Consider the following 20,185-nt stretch of genomic DNA (forward strand, 5'->3'; position numbering starts at 1 on the left):
ATGGGACCACTGGCGGGAGTGCGCATCATCGAACTGGCGGCCCTCGGCCCCGCGCCGTTCTGCGGCATGCTGCTGGCCGATCTCGGCGCCGAAGTGATTTTGATCGAACGCCCGGGCGAAGGCGATGGCCTGAGCGCCGGCATCCTGCGGCGCGGGAAGCGCTCGGTCACGCTCGATCTGAAGAACGCCGAGGACATCGCCCTGCTCAAGCGCATGGCGGCCGATGCCGACGCCCTGATCGAAGGCATGCGCCCCGGCGTGCTCGAACGCCTCGGCCTGGGGCCGCAGGTACTGCATGCGCTCAATCCGCGCCTTGTGATCGGGCGCATGACCGGCTGGGGCCAGAGCGGCCCGCTGGCGCACACCGCCGGACACGATAACAACTACATCGCCCGCAGCGGCGCGCTGTGGTACGCGGGCGCCGAAGACCAGCCGCCGCAGGCCCCGCCGACCCTGGTCGGCGACCTCGGCGGCGGCGCCATGTACCTCGCCGTCGGCCTGCTGGCCGCGCTCCACCATGCGCGTGCGAGCGGGCAGGGGCAGGTGGTCGACGCCGCGATTGTTGACGGCAGCGCCCATCTGATGAACCTTCTGCTCGATATGAATGCGGCCGGCAGCGGCCAGGAAGCGCGCGGCCAGTCGCTGCTCGACGGCCCGCACTGGTATGCGAGCTACCGCTGCGCCGACGGGCGCGACCTGACCGTGGGCGCGCTCGAAGCCAAGTTCTACCGCGAGCTGCTGACGCGCCTCGGCCTGGCCGACGACCCCGACTTCGCCAGCCAGCACGCGCGCGCGCACTGGCCGGCGCAAAAGGCCAAGCTCGCGCAGCTATTCGCCAGCCAGCCGCGCGCGCACTGGCAGGCCCTGCTCGATGGCAGCGACGCCTGCGCCGCCCCGATCCACAGCCCGAGCGAAGCCGCACGCGACCCCCACCTGGCCGCGCGCGCCGCCTATTTCGAGCGCGACGGCCATCTCGAAGGCGCACCCGCCCCGCGTTTCAGCGCCACCCCAGGCGCCGCCGGCCCCATCCCCCAACCCGGCCAGGACAGCGCCCACTACCGCCACAAATACGCCTAAGAAAAATCGGGGTCAGACCCCATTTCTCCGTACGGAAAAATGGGGTCTGACCCCGATTTGTTTGGGCGGAATTATTTTGCTTGGCGGTAGGACCAGGCGAGCATCAGCAGGCCGGCAATGATCATCGGGGTCGAGAGCATCTGGCCGGAACTGATGGTGATGGCGCCCAGCTGCACTTCGTAGTCGGGTACGCGGAAATACTCGGTTGTGAAACGGGCCAGTCCGTACAGCGTGACGTACAGGGCGCCCACCGCCAGGCGCGGCCTGGCCTTGCGCGCAAACGGCCAGACGATGCAGAACACCAGCACGCCGTCGATCAGCATCTGGTACAGCGGCGACGGATGGCGCGGGCCGTCTAGCATCACGGGCAAGGGCTGCAGCGGGTAGCGGTTGTCGGGCCACATCATGGCCCAGGGCAGGCTGGGATCGGCCAGGCGCCCGGGCAGCTCGGCATTGATGAAATTGCCGAGGCGGCCAGCCGCGTAGCCGAGCGGCACCATCGGCGCGATGAAGTCGTACACGTCGAGCAGATTGCGCCCGCGCTTGCGCGCCCACAGGGCCGTGGCGATCAGCACGCCAAGGAAGCCGCCGTGGTAGGACATGCCGCCATGCCAGACCTGCAGGATCTCGAGCGGATTGGCGAAGAAGAAGGCGGGCCGGTAGAAGAACACTTCGCCCAGGCGGCCGCCGATCACCACCCCGAGCATGCCGTAGAACAGCAGGTCGTCGATGTCCTCGCGCGTCCAGCCCTGGGCCGCGATATGCGGCTGGCGCAGGCGCAGGCGCCCCAGCAGCACGAACTGGAAGAAGGCGGCCACATACATGAGGCCGTACCAGTGGATGTGCACGGGCCCGATCGAGAAGGCGACGGGATCGGGCATCGGATGAATCAGCATACGGTGTTCTTTCTGAGTAAATCGAGGAAGCCTCGCAGCACGGGCGATACATTGTCGCGCCGCCAGGCCAGGCCCGTTTCGACCAGCGGGGTGGGTTCCACCAAAGCTCGGTATTCTACGCCGGGCCGCTGCAGATTGGACACCGACGCCGGCACCAGGGCCATGCCCATGCCGGCCGACACCAGCGAGACGATGGTCTGCATCTGGATCGCCTGCTGGCCGATCTCGGGCGTGCGCCCGGCGTCGTGCAGCAGGCCGAGGATGGCGTCGTACAGGGCCGGCGCGATCGGACGCGGAAAGATCACCAGCGGCAGGCGCGGCAGATCGGCCAGGTGCAGCGGTCCGGGTGCCAGCAGGCCGGCCGGGGCCGCCACCACGAGCGGCTCGCGCAGCACGCTCAGGTAGTCGAGCTGGCCGGCGGCGCGCTCGGGCAGGGGCGGAATCACCAGCCCGCAGTCGAGCCGCCCAGCCAGCAGTTCGTCGAACTGGACGTCGGAGGTGGCCTCCTGCAGCTGGATGTCGACGGCCGGGTAGGCGGCGCGGTACTGGCGCAGAAACGGCGGCAGCACGCTGTAGTCGGCCGAGGTCACGAAGGCCAGGCTCAGGCGCCCGCTTTCGCCCTGGGCGGCGCACCGGGCGATCGCGGGCAGGGCGGCCGCTTCGTCGAGCAGGCGGCGCGCCTCGGGCAGCAGGGCAGCGCCGGCCGGGGTCAGGCTGACGCCGCGCCGGTTGCGCAGGAACAGGGCGGCGCCGAGCTGGGCTTCGAGCCCCTGGATGGCCTGCGACAAGGGCGGCTGGCTGATGTGCAGGCGCTCGGCCGCGCGGCCGAAATGCAGGCTGTCGGCCACGGCCACGAAGTAGCGGAGCTGGCGTAGTTCGATATGATTCACTGTTGTTTACTGTTTCTGTGATATGTGGAAGATATCACAGGCGCGCGCCATTTGTATTTGACCGCGAGCCCGCCGGCGGGCAAGCTTGTGGTATCTGACAAGAGGAGTAGCCGCATGGCCGACCAACCGAAATACAACCGCCGCTCGCGCAATGTGACCGAGGGCGTGAGCCGCAGCCCGAACCGTTCGATGTACTACGCGATGGGCTATCAGAAGGAAGACTTCGACAAGCCGATGATCGGCGTGGCCAACGGCCATTCGACGATCACGCCGTGTAACTCGGGCCTGCAGAAGCTGGCCGACATCGCCGTCAAGACCATCAAGGACGCCGGCGCCAATCCGCAGATCTTCGGCACGCCGACCATTTCCGACGGCATGTCGATGGGTACCGAGGGCATGAAGTTCTCGCTGATCTCGCGCGAAGTGATCGCCGACTGTATCGAAACCTGCGTCAACGGCCAGTGGATGGATGGCGTGCTGGTGGTCGGTGGCTGCGACAAGAACATGCCGGGCGGGATGATCGCACTGGCGCGCACGAATGTGCCGGGCATCTATGTCTACGGCGGCACGATCAAGCCGGGCAAGTGGAAGGGCACCGACCTGACCATCGTCTCGGCCTTCGAGGCCGTGGGCGAATTCACGGCCGGCCGCATGTCGCAGGAGGATTTCGAGGGCATCGAGCGCAATGCCTGCCCGTCCACCGGTTCCTGCGGCGGCATGTACACGGCCAACACCATGAGCTCGTCCTTCGAGGCGCTCGGCATGGCCCTGCTGTACTCGTCGACGATGGCCAATCCGGACGATGAAAAAGTCGGCTCGGCCGCACAGTCGGCCCGCGTGCTGGTCGAGGCCGTCAAGCGCGACCTCAAGCCGCGCGACATCATCACCCGCAAGTCGATCGAGAACGCGGTCGCCGTGATCATGGCCACGGGCGGCTCCACCAATGCGGTGCTGCACTACCTGGCGATTGCCCATGCGGCCGATGTGGAATGGACGATCGACGACTTCGAGCGCGTGCGCCGCAAGGTGCCGGTGCTGTGCAACCTGAAACCCTCGGGTAAGTACGTGGCGACCGATCTGCACCGGGCCGGCGGCATTCCGCAGGTCATGAAGATTCTGCTCAACGCTGGCCTGCTGCACGGCGACTGCATCACCATCACGGGCAAGACCCTGGCCGAGGAACTGGCCGCCGTGCCCGATCTGCCGGACGCGAATCAGGACGTGATCATGCCGATCGAGAAGGCGCTGTATGCCCAGGGCCACCTGGCCATCCTCAAGGGCAATCTGTCGACCGAGGGTTGCGTGGCCAAGATCACCGGCCTCAAGAACCCGGTCATCACCGGCCCGGCACGCGTGTTCGACGACGAATACTCGGCCATGGATGCGATCCTGGCCGACAAGATCCAGCCGGGCGATGTGCTGGTGCTGCGCTACCTGGGACCGAAGGGTGGGCCGGGCATGCCGGAAATGCTCGCGCCGACCTCGGCCATCATCGGCAAGGGCCTGGGCGAATCCGTTGGTCTGATCACCGATGGCCGTTTCTCGGGCGGCACCTGGGGCATGGTGGTGGGCCACGTGGCGCCGGAAGCGGCCGTGGGCGGCACCATCGCGCTCGTGCATGAAGGCGATTCGATCACCATCGACGCGACCCAACAGCTGATCCAGCTGAACGTGGCCGACGAGGAAATCGCGCGCCGCCGCGCCGCCTGGCAGCCGCCCAAGCCGCGCTACACGCGCGGGGTGCTGGCCAAGTTCGCGGCCCTGGCCTCGACCGCCAGCAAGGGCGCCGTCACCGGCTGAGTGCAGGCGGGGCGGCGGCCCCGCTTCATTTCTTGGTGAAGCTGTTCTTCACCCGGTCTTTACGCCGCTTCTCGTCTTCGTTGTGGGCCTGGCGCTTGTCCAGGCCCAGCATCTTTTCGATGAACTCGAACCAGATGAAGGCGGCGACCATCGCGCCCACGACCCACCACCAGGACAGTTCGGCAAAACGCCAGACTTCGAAATATTTCAGGCCGATCAGGGCGGCGATAAGCAGTATCAGAGGCATGGGCTGGGCTCCTTGTTTGCCACATCTTACAAAGTTTTCGAGAAAAACCACAGTGCCCGTCAACGCTCTCCATTGCCGGGACGTTGAGGGTACAATAGCTTGTCTTAACCTGGAGAAACGCATGAAACAAGTGATGCTCGTCGCAGTCGTCGCCGCCGCCTTCGTGTCCGGCAGCGCCATGGCCAACGAAAAACTGGCCAAAGAGAAGAACTGCCTGGCTTGCCACCAGGTGGCAACCAAGGTGGTCGGCCCGGCCTATAAGGACGTGGCTGCCAAGTACGCTGGCCAGAAGGATGCCGAAGCCAAGCTGGTCCAGAAAGTCATGAAGGGCGGCTCGGGTTCCTGGGGCGCGGTGCCGATGCCCGCCAACCCGCAAGTGAACGAAGCCGAAGCCAAGACCCTGGTCAAGTGGATCCTGTCGCTGAAGTAAGCTTCACGCGCACAGCATAAAAAAAGGGACGGCATGCCGTCCCTTTTGTTTTGCCTGTTCCGCTTCAGGACGAGGCTTTTTTCTCTTCCGGCTTGACGGCCTGCTTGCTGCCGCCTTCCTTTTCGCAGGTGCCTGCGGGCACGAACTTCCATTCGGCCTTGTCCATGTCGGCCTTGGCCTGGCCGGCACACGAGTGCTTGGCGGTGGCGCAGTCGTTCTGGCCGGCCTTGGCCACGCCATAGCATTTTTCCTTCTTGCCGTCGGCGGCCTGGGCGGCCGTGGCGCTCACGGCGCACAGGCTGGCCAGGGCGGCGGCCACGATCACTTGACGTTGTTTCATACGGTCTCCTGGTTGCCGCTGGAGTCAGGCGGCACGGTCGGCGGCTTCGCCCGTGCCGTGCAGCCGTTTAGCGGACGACTTCGAGCTTGGTCTTCTTGCCGCCCTTGTAGGTGTACAGGGTCAGGGCGCCATCCTTGATGTCGCCGAAGTTGTCAAACGCGATGGCGCCGGTCACGCCCTGGTACTTGATCTTGGCCAGCTCGGGCAGGTACTTGGCCGGCTCGGCCGAATTGGCCTTCTGCATGGCGGTCGCCATGGTCATCACGGCGTCGTAGACATACGGTGCGTACAGCAGCTGGTCCTGACCGAATTTCTTCTTGTAGCGCGCGTTGAAGTCGGCCATGACTTTTTCGCCTTCGCCCGTCACACCGCCAGCTTCGGCGCAGTAGACATTGCCTTCGCCCAGGCCGTCGCCAGCCAGCTTCGGCAGCGATTCGGTGCAGACGCCGTCGCCGCCCATGAACTTGGCCTGGATGCCGAGTGCCTTGAGCTGCTTGAGCATCGGGCCGCCGACTGCGTCCATGCCGCCGAAGAAGACCAGGTCGGGCTTCTTGGCCTTGATCTGGGTGAGGATGGCGGTGAAGTCGGTGGCCTTGTCGGTCGTGTACTGCTTGGACACGATCTCGGCGCCGCCGGCCTTTGCGCCCTTGACGAATTCATCGGCCACACCCTGGCCGTAGGCGGTGCGGTCGTCGATCACGGCGACTTTCTTGGCGCCCAGCTTCTTGACGGCGTAGCTGCCCAGGGTGCCGCCCAGCTTGTTGTCATTGGCCACCACGCGGAAGGCCGATTTGAAGCCCTGCTTCGTGTATTGCGGCGTGGTCGAGGACGGCGAAATCTGGGGAATCCCGGCATCGTGGTAGATCTTCGAGGCCGGCACCGTGGTGCCCGAATTCAGGTGGCCGATCACGCCCTTGACCTTGGCGTCAACCAGCTTCTGCGCCACGGCCGTCCCCTGTTTCGGGTCGGACGCATCGTCTTCCAGCTGCAGCACGAATTTGGCTTTGTTCCCGCCGATCATGATGCCCTTGGCATTGAGTTCTTCCACGGCCAGTTTGGCGCCGTTCTCATTGTCTTTACCGAGGTGGGCATTGGGGCCCGAGATCGGGGCCACGTGGCCGATCTTGATCTCGACGTCGGCCGCATAGGCGCTTCCGCCAAAGGCCAGCGCGATGGCCAGCGGAATCAGTTTGCTCTTCACGGACATGCATATTCTCCAGTTGAAAATACGAACCGCGCTCGTGGCGCGGGGGCAGTTTTTATGTAGCCGACAAATTACAGGAAATCGCCGCAAAGGAAAAGCCGAACCCGAGGCGGGCGCAGGGTCATCTGCACCGCGCTGGGGCCTTGCCCCTTAACGGAGCACGTCGACGCGCGTTTTCTTCCCGTCTTTGTACGTGAACAGGGTCATCGCGCCATCTTTCAGGTCACCGTTGGCATCAAACGCGATGCGGCCGGTGATGCCCTCGTACTGGATGCTGGCCAGCGCCGGCAGGTATTTGGCCGGATCGGCCGACTGCGCCTTCTGCATGGCGGCGGCCATGACCATGACGGCGTCGTAAATCTGCGGGCCATACACCTGGACCGGAATCTTGTAGCGCGCCACGTAGCGCGCGCGGTAGGCGGCGATCTTCGGTTCCTGCTCGCCCTTGACGCCGCCGGCCTCGATGCACAGCACGCCAGCGGCGGGCAGCTTGCCGCCGGCCAGCTGGGCGAGGTTCTCGCTGCACAGGCCGTCGCCGCCGAGGAAGGCGCTCTGCAGGCCCAGGCTCTGCACCTGCTTGAGCATGGGGCCGCCGACGGCGTCCATGCCGCCGAAGAAGATGGCGTCCGGCTTCTTGCTGCGGATCTTGGTCAGGATGGCCGTGAAGTCGCTCGCCTTGTCGCTGGTGAACTCGCGCGCGACGATCTCGACGCCGTTAGCCTTGGCGCCTTTGACAAATTCATCGGCCAGGCCTTGGCCATAGGCGGTGCGGTCGTCGATCACGGCGATGCGCTTGTAGCCGGCCGTGGTCGCTGCATACTTGCCGAGCGTGCCGCCCAGGCGCGCATCATTGGCGATCACGCGGAAGGCCGTCTTGAAGCCCTGGCGCGTGTACTGCGCGGCCGAGGACGAGCCCGAAATCTGCGGGATGCCGGCGTCGTGGTAGATCTTGGAGGCGGGGATGGTCACGCCCGAATTCAGGTGGCCGATCACGCCATTGACCTTGGCGTCGACCAGCTTCTGGGCGACCGCCGTGCCCTGCTTGGGGTCGCCGCCATCGTCTTCGGTCAGCAGCACCAGCTTGACCTTCTTGCCGCCGAGCGTGAAGCCCTTGGCATTGAGTTCTTCGACGGCCATGCGCGCCGCGTTTTCATTGTCTTTGCCGAAATGGGAGGACGGCCCCGAGGTGGGGGCCACGTGGCCGATCTTGACGACGTCGTCGGCCAGGGCCGGCGTCAGCGCGCCGAGCAGCAGCAGGGGGAGCAGGGACTTCAAGGGGTTCAGGCTTTCTGGGCTTGTAAATGGGCGATCTCGGCGGCCACCGCGCGTGCGACGGCCTGGGCCAGGGTCTCGTGCAGGCCGGACTTGATCTCGGCCGTCAGCGGGCCGAGGGCCTGGCGCACGATCTCGCCGAGGCTGTCGCGCAGGCGCTGTTCGAGCACGAAATCGATGCGGCCCTGCAGCTGGCGCAGCACGCGTTCTTCGAGCCGGCGTTCAAAGTCGGCCCATTCGTGCGCGCTCCAGTCGGGCAGGGCGCCCTGGCTGGCGCTGGCCGGCGCGGCGGGCACTGGCTGCGGCGCCGGCGCGGGCGGCTCGGCGTCCTGGAAGACTTCGGTCAGCACGGGGATGCTGGCATCAAATTCGGTTTGCTCGCTCATGACTGGCCTACCACGAGATGGGAGGGTTGGTAAGACTGCTTTTTATACGCGATGAAGCGCTGGCGTCCGGCCTGCACGTCGTCCGGATCGGTCGAGACGACCTCGACCACGCGCTGGTAGGCGGCCACGTTGTCGGGCTGCTGGTGGCTGAGGTTGACCAGCACCGTGGCCGGCGGCAGCGCGCGCGCCAGGTCGGGCGTGATGACGACCGGCGTCTGGTCCGCCAGCGCATGGCCGGCCTGCACATGGGGCAGGAAATCGGTGGCCGAAAACGACCACAGGGCGGCGTCGAGCGCGGCCGGGTCGGCCGTCAGCACGATGATCCGGTGTCCGCCCGCATAGGCCTTGCGCACCAGCCGGCAGCAGTAGGCCAGCTTGTCGGGCACGCTCGTATGGAAGTCGACCTGGGTCATCAGAATACAAAGCCCGGTGGTGCGTTTTTCGGCGGCGGCGGCGCCTTGGCGCGTTCGGCCGCCGCTTTCTCCGCCGCGGCCTTGTCGGCCGCCAGCTTCTGCGCGATCTGGTCGGTTTCCGACAGGCGCGGCGGCGCAGCCGGTTCGGCTGCCGGGGCCTTGTAGCCGGCCGGCAGCAGGCGCGAACTCGGGTAGTTGGCGTTGCTCAGGGCCTCGTTCCAGGCATTCGCCTCGAAGCCGACCAGGCGGGCGCGGCCGACCAGCAGCAGGGGCAGCTGGCCCTCGCTGCCGGCCTGTTTGAGCTTTTCGATGTCCTCGTTATTGCTGACCGTCTTTTCGCTGAACGGAATCCCGCGCTCATTCAGCAGACGGCGCCCGTCGTCGCAGGCCTGGCATTTGCTGGTCGTGTACAGGGTCACGGGCGAGGAACGCATGGCCTCGGCCACGGCATACGGCAGTTCGACGCCGCTGCCGCTGCCGTCGAGGTTTTTGATCTCGACCTTCTTGACGCTGGACGGCGGCGGCATGTCGCTGTAATGCGTGACGCCTTTTTCGTCCTTCCATTTGTAGACCTGGGCGCTCGCCATGGCGGCGCCCAGCAGCAGCGTCACAGCCAGGGCCGCGCGTTTCATCCGGCGCTCCCCATGCCCGAGTGGCGCAGCAGGGCGTCGATGCTGGGCTCGCGGCCGCGGAAGGCCTTGAAGGACTCGAGCGCCGGACGGGCGCCGCCGGCGGCCAGAATCTCGCGCTGGAAGCGCTTGCCGGTGGCGTCGAGTGCGTCCGCGCCGGCCGCCGTCGCTTCTTCAAAGGCCGCATAGGCGTCGGCCGACAGCACCTCGGCCCACTTGTAGCTGTAGTAGCCGGCCGCGTAACCGCCCGCGAAGATATGGCTGAACGAATGCAGGAAGCGGTTGAAGGCCGGCGGCGTGATGACGGCGAACTCGGCGCGCACGGCCTCGAGCACCTGCTGCGGCGTGGCCGCGCTGGTCGGGTCGAAGTCGAAATGCAGGTGCATGTCGGCCAGCGAGAACTCGACCTGGCGCAGGGTCTGCAGACCCGACTGGAAATTCTTGGCCGCGATCATCTTGTCGTAGAGGGCGCGCGGCAGCGGCGCGCCGGTCTTCACGTGGGCCGTCATGTGGGACAGCACGTCCCATTCCCAGCAGAAGTTTTCCATGAACTGGGAGGGCAGCTCGACCGCATCCCATTCCACCCCCGAGATGCCAGACACGCCCAGTTCATCGACCTGGGTCAGCATGTGGTGCAGGCCGTGGCCGAACTCGTGGAACAGGGTGGTCACTTCGTCGTGCGTGAACAGCGAAGGCTGGTCGCCGATCGGCGGCGTGAAATTGCAGACCAGGTAGGCCACCGGGGTCTGGACCTTGCCGTCGGCATGCACGCGGCGGCCGCGCGCATCGTCCATCCAGGCGCCGCCGGCCTTGCCCGCGCGCGCATACAGGTCGAGGTAGAACTGGCCGACCAGCTGGCCGTCGCGTTCGATACGGAAGAAGCGCACGTCCGGATGCCAGACCGGGGCCGTGTCCGGCCCGATGGTGACGCCGAACAGGCGCTGCACGAGGCGGAACAGGCCGTCGATGACCTTGGGCTCGGGGAAGTATTCCTTGACCTCCTGGTCCGAGAACGCATAGCGCTTTTCGCGCAGCTTTTCCGAGGCGTAGGGAATGTCCCAGGCTTCCAGCGTGGCCAGGCCCAGCTCGTCGCGGGCGAAGGCGCGCAGTTCGGCCAGATCGCGCTCGGCATACGGACGCGCCTTGCGCGCCAGGTCTTCGAGGAACGCGATCACATGGGCCGGCGATTCGGCCATCTTGGGCACCAGCGAGACCTCGGCGAAGTTGCCGAAGTCGAGCAGCTGGGCCTCTTCGTGGCGCAGCTGCAGCAGGCGCGTGATGTTGGCGCTGTTGTCCCACTTGGCCGCGTCCGAGAACAGGCTGCCCTGGTCGGAGGCCTTGGTGACATTGGCGCGGTAGATGGTTTCGCGCAGCGCGCGATTGTCGCAGAACTGCAGCAGCGGAAAATACGAGGGGAAGTGCAGCGTGAACACAAAGCCCGGCTTGCCGGCCTTCTCGGCGGCGGCCGCGGCGGCCTGCTTGGCGTCCTCGGGCAGGCCGGCCAGATCGGCCGCGTTGCTCACGTGGAGCTGGTAGTCATTGGTGGCGTCGAGCACGTTTTCCGAGAAGCGCGTCGAGATCGCCGCCTGTTCTTCCTGGATGGCGGCAAAGCGCGCTTTTTTGTCCTCGGGCAGTTCGGCGCCGCCCAGACGGAAATCGCGGATGGCGTTGTCGATGATCTTGCGGCGGGCCAGCGACAGGCGCTCGAAGTCGGGACTGGCACGCAGGGCCTTGTACTTGGCGAACAGGGCCTCGTTCTGGCCGAGGCTGGTCCAGAACTCGGTGACCTTGGGCTGGTTCTCGTTGTAGGTGGCGCGCAGGGCCGGGCTGTCCATCACATGGTTGAGGTGGCCGACGATGCCCCAGGCGCGGCCCAGGCGCTCGGTGGCCTCCTCGAGCGGCTGGACAAAATTTTCCCAGGTGACGCTGGCGGCCGGCGCTTCAAGCGTGCTGACGACGGCGCGCGCGGCGCCGATCAGCTGGTCGATGGCGGGGGTGACGTGCTCGGGCTGGAACAGGTCAAAGCGCGGCAGGTCGGTGAAATCCAACAGGGAATTAATGTCCATTGCTTCCTTTTACTTCGTACGTTCTGCCGATTCGATGGTGTTCATCAGCAGCATGGTAATTGTCATCGGGCCGACGCCGCCCGGCACGGGCGTGATGTAGCCGGCCACCTCTTTGACGGCAGCGAAATCGACGTCGCCACACAGCTTGCCGTTCTCATCGCGGTTGATGCCGACGTCGATCACCACCGCACCGGGTTTGACCATGTCGGCCGTCAGCGTGTTCCGGCGGCCGGTGGCGGCGACGACCACATCGGCCTGGCGCGTGTGGTAGCCGAGGTCCGGGGTGCCGCTATGGCAGATGGTGACGGTGGCATTGGCTTGCAAGAGCAGCAGGCCCATCGGCTTGCCGACCGTGTTCGAGCGGCCGATCACGACCGCGTGCTTGCCGCGCAGGTCAAAGCCGGTCGATTCGATCAGCTTCATGCAGCCATACGGGGTGCAGGGGCGGAAGCCCGCGAGGCCCGTCATCAGCTCGCCGGCCGACAGCACCGAGTAGCCGTCCACGTCCTTGGTGGTGGCGATCGCCTCGATCACCTTGTGCGGATTGATGTGCTTGGGCAGGGGCATCTGCACGAGGATGCCGTGGATGGCCGGATCGGCGTTGAGGGCGGCGATGCGCTCGAGCAGGGCCGCTTCCGACAGGTCGGCTTCGTATTTCTCCAGCACCGAGTGGATGCCGACATCGCCGCAGGCCTTGACCTTGTTGCGGACGTAGACATGGCTGGCCGGGTCTTCGCCGACCAGGATCACCGCCAGGCCGGGCTGCTTGCCGGCAGCCGTGAGGGCCGCGGCGCGCTCGCGGATCTGGGCACGCAGTTGTTGGGAGAGAAGGACACCGTCGATCAGTTGTGCGGACATGGTTGTGGCAGCTTGGATGGGAAAGCCACGATTTTACATCGGCCCCGCCGGCGCCGCCCTTTGTCCAATTGGAAAAATGGGGTCTGACCCCATTTTTCCTAGCGGCGACGGTTGAGGGCGGCGTCCATGTGGCGGAAGCGCTCGGCCAGGCTGCCGCAGACCAGGTCGCACAGGGCGTCGACGACCGGGTCGGCAATCTTGTAATAGACGCTATTGCCACGCCCCTCGCGCTGGACCAGGCCGTGCTGGGCCAGCAGGGTCAGGTGGCGCGAGGTGTTGGCCACGCTCGAGCCGATCCGCTCGGCCAGTTCGCCGACGGAAAACTCGCCTTCGCGCAGCAGATTCAATAGCTGCAGGCGCACCGGCTCGGACAGGGCCCGGAAATAGGCGGCCACATGGGGCAGCACCTCGGGCGGCAGGGTGTTCTCTTTGGGCATAGGGCAAATCATCGGGGACGACCGTCTATTTTATCCGATTCGGTAAGTTCATATTTACGCTTTAAACTATTTGCGTATATGCGCAAATATAGACTATACTGCGCTTAAGATCAATCCCGGAGGATGTTATGTTGCGATCCAGCCTGTTCATGTTGCTTGCGGCCTTGGCCGCGCCGCTGCTGGCCGCCCCCTTGCCGTATGTGCAGGTGGCGCCGGCCGATGCGGCCGCCATGGGCAGTTTCGAAGCCCAGGTCGAGGCCGTGCGCCAGACCCAGCTCGCGTCCCAGGTGGCCGGCGCCGTCGTCAAGCGCCTGGTCAATGCCGGTGACCGGGTGGCGGCCGGCCAGGTGCTGTTTCAGATCGATGCGCGTACCGCCAATGAGAGCGTGACGGCGAGCGCGGCCCAGGTGGCGGCGGCCAAGGCCAATCTGGCCACCGCCGCGGCCGAACTGGAACGCAAGCGCCAGCTGTTCGCGCGCAATTTCGTGGCCCGTTCGGTGCTCGAGCAGGCCGAAGCCGCGCACGACGCCGCGCGCGCCCAGCTGGCCGCGGTGTCGGCCCAGGCCAACGTCTCGCGCACGGAAAGCGGCTATTACGTGGTGCGCGCGCCGTATGCGGGCCTGGTCGCCGCCGTCCATATCGAGCAGGGTGACATGGCCCAGCCGGGCCGCCCGCTGGCCACCGTGTACGACCCGGCGGCCCTGCGTGTGACGGGCGCGGTGCCGGCCAGCGCGATCGGCGCGGCCAGCACGGCCAATGTGCACATTCTGCTGCAGGGCCAGGAGATCAACCCGGCCGCCGTGCAGCTGCTGCCGACGGTCGACCCGCAGTCGATGACGCGCCAGCTGCGCGCCGATCTGCCCAAGAGCGTGCAGGGCGCCGTGCCCGGCATGTTCGCGCGCCTGCGCCTGCCGCTGGCGCGTGGCCAGGGCGTGGCCAGCCTGCGCGTGCCGGCCGTGGCCGTGGTGCGCCGCGGCGAGCTCGATGCCGTGTATGTGCTCGACGCCAAGGACCGCCCGCTGCTGCGCCAGGTGCGCCTGGGCGCGCCCAGCGGCCATGAGGTCGACGTCCTGTCCGGCCTCGACGCCGGCGAGCGCGTGCTGACCGACCCCCAGGCCGCGCTGCGCGCTGCCAAATAAGGAGGACACATGTACGCGCCGCACAAGCAGGGCATCGCCGGCCGCATCGCGGCCTTCTTCCTGCATTCCCACCTGACGCCGCTGCTGGCCCTGCTGGCCCTGCTGCTGGGCGCCTTCGCCGTCGGCGTCACGCCGCGCGAGGAGGAGCCGCAGATCGACGTCACCATGGCCAATGTGCTCGTGCCTTTCCCCGGCGCCGGTGTGCGCGAGGTGGAGAGCATGGTGGCCGAACCGGCCGAACATGTGCTGTCCCAGATGAGCGGCGTCGAGCACGTGATGTCGGTCGCCCGGCCGGGCCTGGCCGTGCTGACCGTGCAGTTCAAGGTCGGCGTCAAGCGCAGCGAAGCGCTGGTGCGCCTGTATGACACGGTGCACAGCCATAATGACTGGCTGCCGGCCGGCCTGGGCGCCTTGCCCCCGGTGGTCAAGCCGAAGGGCATCGACGATGTGCCGATCGTGGTGCTGACCCTGCACAGCGCGCGCAATGAGGCCAGCGGCGCCAGCCTGGAACAGGTGGCGCACAGCATGGAGGCCGACCTGAAACGGGTGGCCGGCACGCGCGAAGTGACGACCATCGGCGGCCCCGGCCGCGCGGTGAATGTGGAAATCGATCCGGCCCGCCTGGCCGCCTCGGGCGTGACCATCCTCGACGTCGGTCAGGCCCTGCGCAGCGCCAATAGCGGCGCCCCGGTGGGCGAGCTGCTGGCCGCCAACCGCAGCGTCAGTATCGAAGTCGGCAGCTTCCTGCAGAATGCGCGCGACGTCGCCGAACTGGTGGTCGGCAGCCATGCCGGCAAGCCGGTCTTCCTGCGCGAAGTGGCCAATGTGCGCGATGGCGCGCCGCCGGCCGAACGCTATGTCTGGCATGGCAGCAAAGAGGGCGAGCAGGCCGCCGTGATGCTGGCCGTGACCAAGAAGCCGGGCGAGAACGCGATCGACGTGGCCGAGGCCGTGCAGGCGCGCGTCGAGCAGCTGAAAAACGCTGTGATTCCGGCCGATGTGCAGGTCAGCGTGACGCGCAACTACGGCGTGACCGCGAACGACAAGGCCACCAAGCTGATGCAAAAGCTGCTGTTCGCGACCCTGTCGGTGGTGGCCCTGGTCGGCGTCGCCCTCGGCAAGCGCGAGGCCGCCATCGTCGGCGTGGCCGTGGTGCTGACCCTGGCCGCGACCCTGTTCGCCTCCTGGGCCTGGGGCTTCACCCTGAACCGGGTATCGCTGTTCGCGCTGATTTTCTCGATCGGTATCCTGGTCGACGATGCGATCGTGGTGGTGGAGAACATCCACCGCCACCAGCAGCTGTTCCCCAACAAGACCCTGGCCGAACTGATCCCCGGCGCCGTCGATGAAGTCGGCGGCCCGACCATCCTGGCCACGCTGACCGTGATCGCGGCCCTGCTGCCGATGGCCTTCGTGTCCGGCCTGATGGGCCCTTACATGGCGCCGATTCCGATCAATGCCTCGATGGGCATGCTGTTGTCGCTGGCGATCGCGTTTGTGATCACGCCCTGGCTGGCGCGCGTCTGGATGCGCCAGCACGCCCACCTCGGCGGCGACAAGCTGGCGGCCCGTCTCGGCCCGCTGTTCGAACGCGTGTTCCGCCCGCTGCTGGACGTGCGAAGCGGCGGCCGTGCGCGCCGTCTGCTGGCGCTCGGCGTGGCCGGCCTGCTGGCGCTGGCCGTGCTGCTGCCGGTCGGCGGCCTGGTGGTGCTGAAGATGCTCCCCTTCGATAACAAGTCCGAGTTCCAGGTGGTGGTCGACATGCCGCCCGGGACGCCGGTCGAGAAGACCGCGGCCGTGCTGCGCGCCATGGGCGCCCACCTGGCCGGCGTGCCCGAAGTGGTCGACTATGTGGCCAGCGCCGGCACGGCCGCGCCGATCAACTTCAATGGCCTGGTACGCCAGTACTACCTGCGCGCCGGCGGCGAGGTCGGCGACATCCAGGTGCAGCTGGTCGACAAGCATGCGCGCGCCGAAAAGAGCCATGCGATCGCCACGCGCGTGCGCCCGGCCCTGGTGGAGATCGGCCAGCGCTTCGGCGCCCGCGTGAAAGTGGTGGAAGTGCCGCCCGGCCCGCCGGTGCTGTCGCCGATCGTGGCCGAAGTGTATGGGCACGACGAAGCCGGCCGGCGTGCGCTGGCGCGCCAGGTGCGCGACATCTTCCGCAAGACGCCGGGCGTGGTCGACGTCGACACCACGGCCCTCGATGTGGCGCCGCGCACCGAACTGCTGGTCGACCGCCGCAAGGCCGCCCAGCTGGGCGTGAGCCAGGAAAGCGTGACCGCGACCCTGCAGGCCGCCCTCGGCGGCAGCGATGTCAGCTACCTGCATGACGGCAGCCGCTATGCGGTGCCGACCCGCATCCAGCTCGGCCCGCAGTGGCACGGCAGTCTGGACGCGCTGCTGCAGATGGGCGTGCGCGCCCAGAACGGCGCCCTGGTGCCGGTGCGCGAACTGGTCACCGTCAGCGACAGCCAGCGCGAGCAGCCGATCTACCACAAGGACCTGCTGCCGGTCAGCTTCGTCATGGGTGACATGGCGGGCAAGCTCGATAGCCCGCTGTACGGCATGTTCGGCATGCGCGGCGAGATCGCCAAACTGAAGGCCCCCGATGGCGGCGCCGTCGCCGAGTACTTCATCCACCAGCCGAGCGACGCCTGGCGCGGCTACGCCCTCAAGTGGGACGGCGAATGGCAGATCACCTACGAGACCTTCCGCGACATGGGCGCCGCCTATGCGGTCGGGCTGGTGCTGATTTATCTGCTGGTGGTGGCGCAGTTCGGCTCCTACCTGACGCCGCTGATCATCATGGCGCCGATTCCGCTGACGGCCATCGGCGTGATGCCCGGCCACGCGCTGCTGGGCGCCCAGTTCACGGCCACCAGCATGATCGGCATGATCGCCCTGGCCGGCATCATCGTGCGCAACTCGATCCTGCTGGTCGACTTCATCCAGCTCGAACTGGCGCAGGGCAGGGCGCTGGCCGAGGCCATCGTGCGCTCGGCCGCCGCGCGCGCCCAGCCGATTCTGCTGACCGGCCTGGCCGCCATGATCGGCGCGCTGTTCATTCTCGACGACCCGATTTTCAATGGCCTGGCGATTGCCCTCATCTTCGGCATTCTGGTGTCGACGGTGCTGACCCTGGTCGTAATCCCGATGCTGTACTACGTGGCCTATCGGAATAGGCCCGCCCAACCCTGACCACAGAGGAGACATCGCATGGCCCACATCCTGATCATCGGCGCCGGCATCGCCGGCATGCCGGCCGCCTATGAACTGCGCGAGACGCTCGGCAAGGAGCACCGCATCACCATGGTGAATGCGACCGAGCACTTCCAGTTCGTGCCGTCCAATCCCTGGATCGCCGTCGGCTGGCGCGACCGCATCGACACCACGATGGCGATCGGTCCGGCGCTGGCGCGCAAGGACATCGGCTTCATCGCCCAGCCGGTCAAGCGCATCGAGGCCGAGGCGAATCGGGTCGAACTGGCCGACGGCCAGGTGCTCGACTATGACTACCTGGTGATCACCACCGGCCCGCGCCTGGCGTTCGAAGAGGTCGAAGGTTCCGGGCCGCAGGGCCACACCCACTCGGTCTGCACGCTCGAGCATGCCGAGCAGTTCTGGGCCGACTACCAGCGTTTTCTCGAGAACCCCGGCCCGATCGTGATCGGCGCCATGCCGGGCGCCAGCTGTTTCGGCCCGGCCTACGAGTTCGTGCTGATCGTCGCGGCCGACCTGCGCAAGCGCAAGCTGCGCCACAAGGTGCCGATCACCTTCGTCACCAGCGAGCCGTATATCGGCCACCTGGGCCTGGCCGGCGTGGGCGACAGCAAGAGCCTGATGGAGAGCGAGCTGCGCAGCAAGGACATCAAGTGGATCTGCAATGCGCGCACGCACAAGGTGGAGCCGGGCCTGATGCGCGTGTCCGAGCTCAACGACAAGGGCGAGGTGCACAAGGAGCACGAGCTGCCGTTCAAGCTGGCCATGATGCTGCCTGCCTTCAAAGGCGTGGACGCGGTGGCGGCTGTGCCCAATCTGTGCAATCCGCGCGGCTTCGTGCTGATTGACGAGCACCAGCGCAGCAAGGCCTACAAGAACATCTTCTCGGCCGGCGTGTGCGTGGCCATCCCGCCGGTGGAAGTGACGCCGGTGGCGACCGGCGCGCCCAAGACCGGCTACATGATCGAAACCATGGTCAGCGCGATTGCCCACAACATCGCCGCCGAGCTCAAAGGCGAGCCGGCCACGGCCAGCGGTACCTGGAGCGCGCTGTGCATTGCCGACCTGGGCGACTCGGGCGCCGCCTTTGTGGCCGTGCCCCAAATGCCGCCGCGAAATACCAACTGGTTCGCCAAGGGCAAGATGGTGCGCATGGCCAAGGTCGCCTTCGAAAAATACTTCCTGCACAAGATGAAGAGCGGGAATTCCGAACCGATTTACGAAAAGTATGTGCTCAAAGCCCTGGGCATCATGCGTCTGAACGATCACCACTGAAAGGAGAAATCATGACCACCTGGCGTATTGTGCGTGTTGTTGCCGGTACCTTCATTCTGCTGTCGCTGCTGCTGGGCGTGCAGGGCAGTCCGCTTTACCACAGCAGCAACTGGCTGTGGTTCACGGCCTTTGTCGGCGCCAATCTGCTGCAGAGCGGCGTGACCGACTGGTGCCTGATGGAGGTGATCCTCGCCAAGCTCGGCATCCAGCGCGCCGGCAGCTGCTGCTGAGTTTGTGTTTACGTGCGCGGTCGCTGGCATTGACGACTGGTGGCTGCGCGCCTAGGATGCGCAGCAACAGATGTACACCACCAAAGGACATGCCATGACCCCGCACGGACCCTTGAGCGACCACGATCTCGAAAAGATCATCGACGCTGCCACGATCTACCTGTGCGCCTGCCCCGCCCAGGTCGCCGAGCAGATCCTGCGCCTGCGCCAGCTGCTGCGCTACCAGCAGAACTGCCTGCAGCAGAAAGACACCGACACCGAAGTCCACCAGACCATCGGCCGCGCGACCGAGCGCGCGCTGGCCATCATGGACGAATGCATCGACCAGGTGCTGAGCCTGGAAAAATGGGACCGCAATACCCTGACGATGCCCGAAGGCCTGCGCGCCCGCCGCGACGCCCAGCTGCCCACCTGATCCCGTCAAACTTGCCCGCCAAACAAATCGGGGTCAGACCCCATTTATCGCGCGGGCAATTTGGGGTCTGACCCCATTTTTCTGGTGGTGCCGATGTCGTTTCCTGTTCCCCTTTATTTAGCGCGGCTCGGGCTGGCGGAGATGCCGGAGCCCGATCTCGCCGGCCTGCAGCGTCTGATGCAGGCCCAGCTGCGCGCCATCGCGTTTGAGAATTTCGATGTGCTGGCCGGGCGTCCCATCTCGCGCGAGCCGCAAGCCTTGTTCGACAAGCTGCTGGCGCAGGGCCGGGGTGGCTACTGCTTTGAACTCAATGGCCTGCTGGCTTTGGCGCTGGAGGCGGCGGGCTTCGCCGTCACGCGCCGCATCGGGCGCGTCTGCTATGGCCGGCCGGGCCCGGGGCCGCAGTCGCATAAGCTGATCAGCGTGGCGCTTGTGGGATGCGACTGGCTGGTCGATGCGGGCTTTGGCGGGCCGGGCCTGCTGGCGCCGCTGCCGTGCGCACCGCATGCCACGGCCGATCAGGACGGCGCGCGGGTGCGCCTGCTGCCCCTGGCCGACGGCGACCTGCTGCTGCAGCGCCTGATCGATGGCGCCTGGGTCGACATCTTTCAGATCCTGCGCCAGCCGCCGCAGGACATCGATTACGATGTGGCCAACCACTTCTGCGCCACCTATCCGCGCTCGCCGTTCCGTCAGCGCGTGCTGGCCCAGCTGCACGTGGCGGACGGCACCTGGGAGGCCGACGGCGCTGGCCTGGTGCTGCGCGACGCCCAGCGGCAGGCGCTGCGCCGGGTGGACTGGGATGGCCCGGACGCCGTGCAAGCCAGCTGCGCCGAGCTGCTGCGCCTGGACTTGCCGCCCGCGGTCGCACAAGCGGTCTGGGACCGGCTGCCGCCTTGACTGCTGCGCCGCAGCGCGCGCGCCATCCGCAAAAGGCCGGCATCGCCCGGCCTTTTTTT

Annotated in this window: 21 protein-coding genes; 9 read left to right on the forward strand and 12 right to left on the reverse strand. The window is 66.7% G+C overall.

All coding sequences use genetic code 11. The features are described 5' to 3' along the window. Complete coding sequence (locus LZ005_RS05480; RefSeq protein ID WP_237805472.1) at nt 1–1,077, forward strand: CaiB/BaiF CoA-transferase family protein; 1,077 nt, start codon at nt 1–3, stop codon at nt 1,075–1,077. 71 nt (nt 1,078–1,148) lie between these two features. Here LZ005_RS05480 and lgt read toward each other — a convergent pair whose 3' ends face one another. Both lgt and LZ005_RS05490 read right to left on the reverse strand, forming a co-directional pair. Next, on the reverse strand, nt 1,149–1,973 hold the full coding sequence (lgt, locus tag LZ005_RS05485) for a prolipoprotein diacylglyceryl transferase (protein ID WP_237805474.1): 825 nt from the start codon (nt 1,971–1,973) through the stop codon (nt 1,149–1,151). Continuing rightward, nucleotides 1,967–2,863: a LysR family transcriptional regulator gene (locus LZ005_RS05490; protein WP_237805476.1), complete on the reverse strand. Its 897-nt coding sequence runs from the start codon at nt 2,861–2,863 to the stop codon at nt 1,967–1,969. The genes lgt and LZ005_RS05490 overlap by 7 nt, the downstream gene beginning before the upstream one ends. Nucleotides 2,864–2,977: 114 nt before the next feature. Here LZ005_RS05490 and ilvD point away from each other — a divergent pair, with 114 nt between their 5' ends. After that, a complete protein-coding gene (ilvD, locus tag LZ005_RS05495) occupies nt 2,978–4,663 on the forward strand; it encodes a dihydroxy-acid dehydratase (RefSeq protein WP_237805478.1) in 1,686 nt (561 codons plus the stop codon). 25 nt (nt 4,664–4,688) lie between these two features. Here the strand turns inward: ilvD and LZ005_RS05500 are convergent, their stop codons facing one another. Then, nucleotides 4,689–4,910 carry a TIGR04438 family Trp-rich protein gene (locus LZ005_RS05500; protein ID WP_237805480.1) on the reverse strand — a complete coding sequence of 74 codons (222 nt, stop codon included), beginning with the start codon at nt 4,908–4,910 and terminating at the stop codon, nt 4,689–4,691. Between the two features lie 121 nt (nt 4,911–5,031). On the opposite strand from LZ005_RS05500, the gene LZ005_RS05505 reads away from it, so the two are divergent. Then, on the forward strand, nt 5,032–5,340 hold the full coding sequence (locus LZ005_RS05505; protein WP_237805481.1) for a c-type cytochrome: 309 nt from the start codon (nt 5,032–5,034) through the stop codon (nt 5,338–5,340). Between the two features lie 64 nt (nt 5,341–5,404). Here LZ005_RS05505 and LZ005_RS05510 read toward each other — a convergent pair whose 3' ends face one another. The 9 genes from LZ005_RS05510 to LZ005_RS05550 all read right to left on the reverse strand — a co-directional run bounded on the left by LZ005_RS05510 (nt 5,405) and on the right by LZ005_RS05550 (nt 12,945). Further along, nucleotides 5,405–5,680: a DUF2282 domain-containing protein gene (locus LZ005_RS05510; protein WP_237805483.1), complete on the reverse strand. Its 276-nt coding sequence runs from the start codon at nt 5,678–5,680 to the stop codon at nt 5,405–5,407. A gap of 67 nt (nt 5,681–5,747) precedes the next feature. Next, nucleotides 5,748–6,887: a branched-chain amino acid ABC transporter substrate-binding protein gene (locus tag LZ005_RS05515; protein ID WP_237805485.1), complete on the reverse strand. Its 1,140-nt coding sequence runs from the start codon at nt 6,885–6,887 to the stop codon at nt 5,748–5,750. 147 nt (nt 6,888–7,034) lie between these two features. Continuing rightward, nucleotides 7,035–8,159: a branched-chain amino acid ABC transporter substrate-binding protein gene (locus LZ005_RS05520; protein WP_237805487.1), complete on the reverse strand. Its 1,125-nt coding sequence runs from the start codon at nt 8,157–8,159 to the stop codon at nt 7,035–7,037. 5 nt (nt 8,160–8,164) lie between these two features. Then, entirely contained in the window at nt 8,165–8,542 is a 378-nt protein-coding gene (locus tag LZ005_RS05525; protein WP_237805489.1) for a hypothetical protein, read from the reverse strand. Next, nucleotides 8,539–8,955 carry a DNA polymerase III subunit chi gene (locus tag LZ005_RS05530; RefSeq protein WP_237805491.1) on the reverse strand — a complete coding sequence of 139 codons (417 nt, stop codon included), beginning with the start codon at nt 8,953–8,955 and terminating at the stop codon, nt 8,539–8,541. Before LZ005_RS05530 ends, LZ005_RS05525 begins: the two co-directional genes overlap by 4 nt. Beyond that, complete coding sequence (locus tag LZ005_RS05535) at nt 8,955–9,587, reverse strand: glutaredoxin family protein (RefSeq protein ID WP_237805493.1); 633 nt, start codon at nt 9,585–9,587, stop codon at nt 8,955–8,957. The genes LZ005_RS05530 and LZ005_RS05535 overlap by 1 nt, the downstream gene beginning before the upstream one ends. After that, complete coding sequence (locus tag LZ005_RS05540; protein WP_237805495.1) at nt 9,584–11,650, reverse strand: M3 family metallopeptidase; 2,067 nt, start codon at nt 11,648–11,650, stop codon at nt 9,584–9,586. Before LZ005_RS05540 ends, LZ005_RS05535 begins: the two co-directional genes overlap by 4 nt. Nucleotides 11,651–11,659: 9 nt before the next feature. Beyond that, nucleotides 11,660–12,508 (reverse strand): bifunctional methylenetetrahydrofolate dehydrogenase/methenyltetrahydrofolate cyclohydrolase FolD, encoded by an 849-nt coding sequence (folD, locus tag LZ005_RS05545; RefSeq protein ID WP_237805498.1) that lies wholly within the window; start codon nt 12,506–12,508, stop codon nt 11,660–11,662. Between the two features lie 98 nt (nt 12,509–12,606). Then, entirely contained in the window at nt 12,607–12,945 is a 339-nt protein-coding gene (locus LZ005_RS05550) for a metalloregulator ArsR/SmtB family transcription factor (protein WP_237805500.1), read from the reverse strand. A 128-nt stretch (nt 12,946–13,073) separates the two neighbouring features. Here LZ005_RS05550 and LZ005_RS05555 point away from each other — a divergent pair, with 128 nt between their 5' ends. From LZ005_RS05555 to LZ005_RS05580, 6 genes are all read left to right on the forward strand, one after another. Further along, entirely contained in the window at nt 13,074–14,084 is a 1,011-nt protein-coding gene (locus LZ005_RS05555) for an efflux RND transporter periplasmic adaptor subunit (protein WP_237805503.1), read from the forward strand. A 9-nt stretch (nt 14,085–14,093) separates the two neighbouring features. Then, complete coding sequence (locus tag LZ005_RS05560) at nt 14,094–17,285, forward strand: efflux RND transporter permease subunit (RefSeq protein WP_237805505.1); 3,192 nt, start codon at nt 14,094–14,096, stop codon at nt 17,283–17,285. Between the two features lie 18 nt (nt 17,286–17,303). Beyond that, on the forward strand, nt 17,304–18,581 hold the full coding sequence (locus LZ005_RS05565) for an NAD(P)/FAD-dependent oxidoreductase (protein WP_237805507.1): 1,278 nt from the start codon (nt 17,304–17,306) through the stop codon (nt 18,579–18,581). Nucleotides 18,582–18,592: 11 nt separating this feature from the next. Further along, nucleotides 18,593–18,811 (forward strand): DUF2892 domain-containing protein, encoded by a 219-nt coding sequence (locus LZ005_RS05570; RefSeq protein WP_237805509.1) that lies wholly within the window; start codon nt 18,593–18,595, stop codon nt 18,809–18,811. Between the two features lie 94 nt (nt 18,812–18,905). Then, the gene (locus LZ005_RS05575) at nt 18,906–19,226 is read left to right on the forward strand and encodes a hypothetical protein (protein WP_237805511.1); all 321 of its coding nucleotides are present in this window, start codon (nt 18,906–18,908) and stop codon (nt 19,224–19,226) included. A gap of 141 nt (nt 19,227–19,367) precedes the next feature. Then, on the forward strand, nt 19,368–20,126 hold the full coding sequence (locus tag LZ005_RS05580) for an arylamine N-acetyltransferase (protein WP_237805513.1): 759 nt from the start codon (nt 19,368–19,370) through the stop codon (nt 20,124–20,126). The last annotated feature ends 59 nt before the right edge of the window (nt 20,127–20,185 follow it).

It is taken from the genome of Massilia sp. TS11, assembly GCF_022012445.1.
GTDB lineage: Bacteria > Pseudomonadota > Gammaproteobacteria > Burkholderiales > Burkholderiaceae_D > Telluria.

Coding starts and splice junctions, on each gene's coding strand:
- LZ005_RS05500 (WP_237805480.1), bottom strand. CDS start 4,910: ATGCCTCTGATACTGCTTATCGCCGCCCTGATCGGCCTGAAATATTTC.
- LZ005_RS05555 (WP_237805503.1), top strand. CDS start 13,074: ATGTTGCGATCCAGCCTGTTCATGTTGCTTGCGGCCTTGGCCGCGCCG.
- LZ005_RS05565 (WP_237805507.1), top strand. CDS start 17,304: ATGGCCCACATCCTGATCATCGGCGCCGGCATCGCCGGCATGCCGGCC.
- LZ005_RS05560 (WP_237805505.1), top strand. CDS start 14,094: ATGTACGCGCCGCACAAGCAGGGCATCGCCGGCCGCATCGCGGCCTTC.
- LZ005_RS05480 (WP_237805472.1), top strand. CDS start 1: ATGGGACCACTGGCGGGAGTGCGCATCATCGAACTGGCGGCCCTCGGC.
- LZ005_RS05575 (WP_237805511.1), top strand. CDS start 18,906: ATGACCCCGCACGGACCCTTGAGCGACCACGATCTCGAAAAGATCATC.
- LZ005_RS05570 (WP_237805509.1), top strand. CDS start 18,593: ATGACCACCTGGCGTATTGTGCGTGTTGTTGCCGGTACCTTCATTCTG.
- LZ005_RS05530 (WP_237805491.1), bottom strand. CDS start 8,955: ATGACCCAGGTCGACTTCCATACGAGCGTGCCCGACAAGCTGGCCTAC.
- LZ005_RS05580 (WP_237805513.1), top strand. CDS start 19,368: ATGCCGGAGCCCGATCTCGCCGGCCTGCAGCGTCTGATGCAGGCCCAG.
- LZ005_RS05540 (WP_237805495.1), bottom strand. CDS start 11,650: ATGGACATTAATTCCCTGTTGGATTTCACCGACCTGCCGCGCTTTGAC.
- LZ005_RS05535 (WP_237805493.1), bottom strand. CDS start 9,587: ATGAAACGCGCGGCCCTGGCTGTGACGCTGCTGCTGGGCGCCGCCATG.
- LZ005_RS05515 (WP_237805485.1), bottom strand. CDS start 6,887: ATGTCCGTGAAGAGCAAACTGATTCCGCTGGCCATCGCGCTGGCCTTT.
- ilvD (WP_237805478.1), top strand. CDS start 2,978: ATGGCCGACCAACCGAAATACAACCGCCGCTCGCGCAATGTGACCGAG.
- lgt (WP_237805474.1), bottom strand. CDS start 1,973: ATGCTGATTCATCCGATGCCCGATCCCGTCGCCTTCTCGATCGGGCCC.
- LZ005_RS05510 (WP_237805483.1), bottom strand. CDS start 5,680: ATGAAACAACGTCAAGTGATCGTGGCCGCCGCCCTGGCCAGCCTGTGC.
- folD (WP_237805498.1), bottom strand. CDS start 12,508: ATGTCCGCACAACTGATCGACGGTGTCCTTCTCTCCCAACAACTGCGT.
- LZ005_RS05525 (WP_237805489.1), bottom strand. CDS start 8,542: ATGAGCGAGCAAACCGAATTTGATGCCAGCATCCCCGTGCTGACCGAA.
- LZ005_RS05505 (WP_237805481.1), top strand. CDS start 5,032: ATGAAACAAGTGATGCTCGTCGCAGTCGTCGCCGCCGCCTTCGTGTCC.
- LZ005_RS05550 (WP_237805500.1), bottom strand. CDS start 12,945: ATGCCCAAAGAGAACACCCTGCCGCCCGAGGTGCTGCCCCATGTGGCC.